Annotated in this window: 3 protein-coding genes; all 3 read right to left on the bottom strand. The window is 67.8% G+C overall.

Features of this window, described 5'->3' with window-relative positions:
- Window positions 1–155: 155 nt before the first annotated feature.
- Window positions 156–2,216: an elongation factor G gene (gene fusA, locus DBV10_RS13665; RefSeq protein WP_124514173.1), complete on the bottom strand. Its 2,061-nt coding sequence runs from the start codon at window positions 2,214–2,216 to the stop codon at window positions 156–158.
- Window positions 2,217–2,725: 509 nt separating this feature from the next.
- On the bottom strand, window positions 2,726–4,780 hold the full coding sequence (fusA, locus tag DBV10_RS13660) for an elongation factor G (RefSeq protein WP_124514172.1): 2,055 nt from the start codon (window positions 4,778–4,780) through the stop codon (window positions 2,726–2,728).
- A 427-nt stretch (window positions 4,781–5,207) separates the two neighbouring features.
- Entirely contained in the window at window positions 5,208–6,875 is a 1,668-nt protein-coding gene (paaN, locus tag DBV10_RS13655) for a phenylacetic acid degradation protein PaaN (RefSeq protein WP_124514171.1), read from the bottom strand.
- Between the last annotated feature and the right edge of the window lie 28 nt (window positions 6,876–6,903).

Below are 6,903 nucleotides of genomic sequence, written 5' to 3'. Positions count from 1 at the left end.
GCGAGCGGTTTAGTCCTCCGCTGCGTATCGGACATTTGCCACAAGAATTAGGGTGATCGCAATCGCCGGGCGAGGGCGCATTTGGATTTCACGGTAAGCCCAAGTCGATTGCTCGACCGCGCGCGTGCAAGCTAAGCATGGGCGCTGCGTTTTTCCTAGTCGTCTTCGCGCACCCGGTACTGCCCCATCAGCGTCTGTTGGACGGCTGGCGGCACGGCCTCGTAGTGCGACAACGCGATGGTGTAGCGGCCCTGGCCACTGGTCATTGCATTGAGCCGCGACTGGTAGTCGGCCAGCTCGGCCTCTGGCACCTGACCGCCGATGGCCACGATGCCGGCCCCCAGGCCCGACGTGCCGGTGACCAGGCCGCGCCGCAACGACAGGTCGCTCGTGACGTCGCCCACGGAATGCTCGGGCACGGCGATCTCGATCTGGACGATCGGCTCGAGCACAGCCGGCCGGGCCTCGCGAATCGCCGCCATGAAGGCCTTGCGACCGGCGGTCGCGAAGGCGATGTCCTTGCTGTCCACGCTGTGGTGCTTGCCGTCGTACACCACGACGCGCACATCGACCACTGGGTAGCCGGCGATCGCACCGTACGCCAAAACCTCGCGCACGCCTTTCTCGACCGCGGGGATGAACTGGCCCGGGATCGCGCCGCCCCTGACTTCGTCGGCGAACTCGAAGCCCGCGCCGCGCGCGAGCGGCTCGATGCGCAGGAAGACTTCGGCGAACTGGCCGGCACCGCCGCTCTGCTTCTTGTGGCGGTAGTGGCCCTCGGCCGGCGCGGTCACGGTCTCGCGGTAGGCGATGCGCGGTGGTCGCGTCTGGACCTCGAAGCGGTAAACCTCGCGCAGGCGTTCGAGCACGATGCGCAGGTGCAGCTCGCCCAGCCCGTAGAGCACCGTCTCGTTGGTCGCGGCCACATGCTCGATGCGCAGGCACGGGTCCTCGGCCACGAGCTTGCCGAGGATTTCCCAGGCGCGCTGCTCGTCGCCATGCCGCTTGGGCTCCACGGCCAGGCCGTACACCGGCACCGGGAACGGCAGCGGTGCAAGATGCACATGGCTGTCTTGCGCCGCATCGTGCAGCACGGCATCGAAATGGATCTCCTCGACCTTGGCCACCGCCACGATGTCGCCCGGCGCCGCGTGCGACACCTCGACATGGTCCTTGCCCTGGAGCATGAACAGGTGCCCCACCTTGAAGGGCTTGCGGCCGTCGCCGATGTAGAGCTGGCTGTCGCGCGTGACCGTGCCCTGGTGCACGCGGAAGATGCCCATCTTGCCGACAAAGGGGTCGATCGTGACCTTGAACACATGCGCCAGCACGTGCAGCGTTGGGTCAGGCTTGGCCTTCATGGGCAGGGTCTCTGCGCCCTCGCCAACGATGAAGCTCGGCGGGTTGGCTTCGGTCGGGTCGGGCAGGAGCTTGACGATCACGTCCAGCAACTCGGCCACGCCGGCGCCGCTGCGCGACGAGACGAAACACACCGGGATCAGGTGGCCTTCGCGCAGCGCCTGTTCGAGCGGCGCGTGCAGCTCGGCCGGATCCACGTCGCCCTCCTCGAGGTAGCGGTCGACGAAGGCCGCGTCGACCTCGACCACCTGTTCCACCAGCGCGCGGTGCGCCGCTTCGACGGGGCCGAAGTCGGAGCGTCCGAAGCGATTGAAGAAGCAGTCGATCACCTGCCGGTTGACCCCGTCGGGCAGGTTCAGCGGCAGGCATTCGCGGCCGAAGGTCGCCTGGATCTCGGCCAGCAGGCCCGCCAGCGAGATGCCCTGCGCGTCGATCTTGTTGACGATGATCATGCGGGCGAGGCGGCGCGAGGCGGCGTATTCCATCATGCGCACCGCCATCGGCTCGATGCCGGTGGCGGCATTGATGACCACCGCCACCGTCTCGACCGCCTCCAGCGCCGGCAGGCTCTGGCCGAGGAGGTCGGGGCCGCCGGGCGTGTCGATCAAGTGGATGCGCGTGCCGGCATGCGTGAGGTGCATCACCGATGCGTTGAGCGAATGCAGCATGCGGCGCTCGAGCGGGTCGTGGTCGCTGACGGTGCTGCCGCGCTCGATGCTGCCGCAAGCGCCGATGGCGCCCGCCTTGTACAGCAAGGCCTCGGCCAGCGAGGTCTTGCCGGCGGCCGCGGCGCCCACGAGCGCCAACGTTCGCACAGCTTTCATTTCGGCCGCGAGGCCGTTCGATCGGCTTGGCATGGTTGGACTCCTTTGCACGTCCGGAAGGCCGGTCCGGCGGCCCGCATGGGCTCGGGCGTTGCATGTGGACGTCGGGGCAGCGTACGGGATTGACCGCGCTGATGCAAGTTGATTGCGCCGCCGATTTCCAATACCTGACCGGCATGCATGCCGCGTTGACCTCCCCTTGTTGCCAGCGTGCAGAGACATGGGCTCACGCTCAAGTTGTCTCAACAACCATGCTCTGAGCCCGTCATGACCACTGTCACCGTCGACTCTGCATGCCATTGCCGGCGACCGGTCATCGCGCTGGGCATGTGTCGAGGGCTTTCAACGACTGCACTGCGGTCGTCACCGTGAATTGACGGAGCGCACACCACCGACGGGAATCGCTGCAAGTCCGTCTTTGACTGCGGCGAATACTCGAGCAACGGACATCGGCAAAGAGAAGGAAAAAGGGGCGCAGACTTCCGTCCGCGCCCCTCCTGTTTTGGACGACCAGGCCAGTCAATCCGGCCCAGCGCGCCTCATCACGGCACCAAAGCAGCCATTTCTCCTGCGGGGACCACCCCATAGTGGTCCAGCTGCATCGAATACTGCGCGCGGCCTGACGACAGAGCGCGCAAACTACCGATGTAGCCGAACATCTCTTTCAGCGGCACCTCGGCCTCGACCGTGGCGGCGGTGCCGCGTTGGCCTTGGCCGCGCACGATGCCACGGCGGCGGTTCAGGTCGCCGATGCTGTCGCCCAGGTACTCGGCCGGGGTGATGACCTCGACGGCCATCACGGGCTCCAGCACTTGGGGCGCTGCCTTGGCAAAGCCTTCGCGGAAGGCGGCCATGGCCGCCAGCTCGAAGGCCAGCGTGGACGAGTCGCGCTCATGGAAGCTGCCATCCACCAGCGTGGCCGCGAAGTCCACGGCCGGGAAGCCGGCGACCACGCCTGCCAGGGCGGCGCGGCGGATGCCGGCCTCCACCGCTGGGATGAACTCGCGCGGCACGGCGCCGCCGACGATGCGGCTTTCAAAGCGGATGCCTTCGCCCCGGGGCAGGGGCTCGAGCCGCAGCTTCACCTCGGCAAACTGGCCAGGGCCGCCCGACTGCTTCTTGTGCACATGGTGGACCTCCACACTCCGTGAAATGGTTTCGCGGTAGGCCACCTGGGGGCGGCCGACCGACACGTTGACGCCGTGGCGTGCGCGCAGCTTCTCGATCGAAACTTCGAGCTGCAGCTCGCCCATGCCGGACAGAATGGTCTGGCCGGATTCGGCGTCGTGCTGCAGGCGCAGGCTCGGGTCCTCGCGCAGCAGCGACTGCAGGGCCTTGGACAGGCCTTGCTGGTCCGCGCTCGCCTTGGGCTCGATGGCCACGTGGATCACCGGCTCGGGCACGCTGATCTGCTCCAGCACCACGGGGTGGCCCGGGTCGCTCAGGGTGTGGCCCGTCAGCGTGTCCTTGAGGCCCACGACGGCGGCGATGTCGCCTGCCACCAGCTCGTCGTGCTCGATGTGCTGGTCGGCATGCACTTCGTACAGGCGCGACACGCGCTCGGTCTTGCCCGTGCTGGTGTTGAGCACCACGTCGCCCCGGCCCAGCCGGCCGCTGTACACGCGCACGAACACCTTGGCGCCATGGTCGTCGGTGACGACCTTGAACGCCAGGGCCGCGAACGGATCGGCGGCCGTGGCCGGCCTGTCGCTGCCTTCGCGCACGATGTCGTCCGGCGAGGGCAGGTAGTCCACCACGGCGTCGAGCAAAGGCTCCACACCCCGGTTCTTGAAGGCCGAGCCAGCCAGCGCAGGCACGAAGGCGCCTGCCAGCACACCCTTGCGGATGGCGGCGCGCAGCATGTCCACAGCGATCTCTTCGCCGTTCACGTAGGCCTGCAGCGCGGCTTCGTCCTGCTCCACGGCGGCCTCGACCAGGCGGGCGCGGCTGCGCACCGCTTGCTCAAGCAGGTCGGTGGGCACGTCGGCTTCACGGTAGGGGGCGCTCGCGTCGTCCTTGTCCCAGATGTGGGCGCGCAGACTCAGCAGGTCCACCACGCCACGGAAGTCGACTTCCGCGCCAATGGGGATCTGTAGCGGCACCACGCGCACGCCCAGGCGCTCCTCCATCATGGCCACCACGCGGTGGAAGTCGGCGCCCACGCGGTCGAGCTTGTTGATGAAGGCGATGCGGGGCACGCGGTACTTGTCGGCCAGGCGCCAGTTGGTCTCGGTCTGCGGCTCCACGCCGGCCACGCCGTCGAACACGACCACGGCCCCGTCGAGCACACGCAGCGAGCGGTTCACCTCGATGTTGAAGTCGATGTGGCCGGGTGTGTCGATCAGGTTGAGCTGCGTGTCCTTCCAGTGCACGGTGACGGCCGCGCTGTTGATGGTGATGCCGCGCTGCTGCTCCTGCGGGTCGAAGTCCATCTGGGCGGTGCCGTCGTGCACTTCGCCGATGCGGTGGCTTTCGCCGGTGTAGAACAGGATGCGTTCGGTGGTCGTGGTCTTGCCCGCGTCGACGTGGGCGATAACACCGAGGTTGCGCAGTTGCCGAGGGGCGTTGTTGCGAGAGGAAGAAGAAGTCTTGGTCATGGCGAATCTTTCTTTTTGCGGCTGCACTCGGCTCTGCGAGCAGCTGCCGCCTGGTTGGCTTTGCGCCAGCCCAGGCGTGAAGGATTCGCCTGGTCGCTAGCGTCTGGGATGTGTGCTGTCGCCGGAGCCCGGGCGCACGGGGCTCATGCTCCGGCGGTCGGGAATCGTGGCAATCAACTTGTCGTAGGTACGCATGGGTTGGTCCGTGGTGCGAAAAACAAAAAACCCCGGAGGGGAAGCCTGCCGGGGTTTTGGGGACCGGAAGGCGCGCAGCCCTCCGATACGCGATCGAGGGGCGCAACTAGGTGGCGAACGATGCCTTGATCACGTTGGTGAGAATTTTCATAGAAGAGAATTATCCTCCTCGCGCAGAAAGCGTGCAAGCGCAGCACCTGTGCTTGCGTCCTCTTGCCTGCTGCGCGTTGGACTAGTTTGGGGCGCTCACATGCTCGCGCCGCTGCACGATCACGAAGCGGTCCGCCACGAAGGCCAGGTTGGTGTAGCTGGCGTTGGCGGCCGGGTTGCCGCCCGTGGCGTGGTAGTCCGAGAACGAGGCCGACTGGTTCACGAACACCCCCTGCGTGAGGTTGATGGACAGGGCCACGCGCGTGCGCCGGCCCAGGGCGATGGCGGCGTCGATGTAGGCGCGGTCGGTGGAGTACACGCCCAGCGTCAGCGCGCCGTGCGCGCGCAGCGTGGCCTCGGCCACCTGCAGGCTGGCGGCGCCCGAATCAGTGGCCACCAGGTAGGACACGGGGCCGAAGCATTCCTCGCCGTAGATGGCGCTGTCGGCCTGCTCCAGCGCCACGATCACCGGCGTGTGGATCTGCGCGTTCGCGAATTCGGGGTGGGGCAGGGCGCGCGAGGCCAGCACCAGGCGGCCCTGGCCAGCGGCTTGCTGCATGCGGGCGAGGGTATCGGGCGAGCCCACGGCGCCCAGCACCGAGGTGGCCACGCGCGGGTTGGAGGCCAGCTCGGTCACCGCGGCCGCCAGGTCCGCGCCCACCTGCTCGAAGCTCTTGTGCCCTTCGTCGGTGGCGATGCCGCCGCGCGGCACCAGGAGGTTCTGCGTGGTGGTGCACATCTGGCCGCTGTACAGCGACAGGGTGAACGCCATGTTGCGCAGCAGGGCCGCGTACTGGTCGGTGGATTCGATGATGACGGTGTTCACACCGGCCATCTCGGCGTACACGCGCGCCTGGCGGGCGTTGTCGATCAGCCAGTGGCCGAACTGGTTGCTGCCCGTGAAGTCGATGCTGGCCACCGCGCTGTGCGTGGCCAGGGCCTGGGTGTCTTCGGCGCGGGGGCTCAGCGCCAGGGTCACGGTGTTCGGGTCCAGCCCCTGCTCGGCCAGCACCTCGCGCAGGATGTTCACCGAGATCGCGGCCGGCAGCACGGCGTTGGGGTGTGGCTTGACGATGACCGGGTTGCCCGTGGCCAGTGCGGCGAACAGGCCGGGGTAGGTGTTCCAGGTGGGGAAGGTGGCGCAGCCCACCACCAGCGCGATGCCGCGGCCCACGATCTCGTAGTGCTTTTGCATCACCAGCGCGGGGTTCTTGCCCTGGGGCTTGTCCCACAGCGCCTGGCCGGGCACATCGGCCATGGCCTTCCAGGCGTAGGCGATGGCTTCGAGCGCGCGGTCCTGTGCATGCGGACCACCGGCCTGGAAGGCCATCATTGGGCCCTGGCCGGTGGTCAGCATCACGGCGTGCGCGATCTCGTGGCTGCGGCGGTGGATGCGCATGAGCGCCTCCAGCAGCACGCCCGTGCGGCCCTGCGCGCCCAGTGCCTGCCACGCGGGTTCGGCCGCCTGGGCCGCAGCCACTAGGGCGTGCACGTCGCAATCGGGGTAGCGCACGTCCAGCGCCACGCCGTAGGGCGAGCGCTCGGTGGCCAGACGGTCTTGCTCGCCGGGCTGCTGCAGCGCAAAGTCCTTGCCCAGCAGGGCATTCACGGCCGCCTGGCCATCGGCCTGGCCGGTTTCACCATAGACCTTGGGCGAGGGCGATTCGGGGAAGGGCGTCCAGTGGCCGCGTGTGGCCAGGGCGTCGAGGACTCCCTCCAGGAGGGCACGGTGGGTATCGAACAGGGGCATCAAATTGTCTCCGCTAGGGTTTGCCCTG

Source organism: Acidovorax sp. FJL06 (assembly GCF_003852545.1).
Taxonomy (GTDB): Bacteria; Pseudomonadota; Gammaproteobacteria; order Burkholderiales; family Burkholderiaceae_C; genus Acidovorax.
Note: the sequence above shows the minus strand (reverse complement) of the source record. Positions and strands in the feature narration are given on the sequence as shown.

Coding starts and splice junctions, on each gene's coding strand:
- fusA (WP_124514173.1), bottom strand. CDS start 2,216: ATGCCAAGCCGATCGAACGGCCTCGCGGCCGAAATGAAAGCTGTGCGA.
- fusA (WP_124514172.1), bottom strand. CDS start 4,780: ATGACCAAGACTTCTTCTTCCTCTCGCAACAACGCCCCTCGGCAACTG.
- paaN (WP_124514171.1), bottom strand. CDS start 6,875: ATGCCCCTGTTCGATACCCACCGTGCCCTCCTGGAGGGAGTCCTCGAC.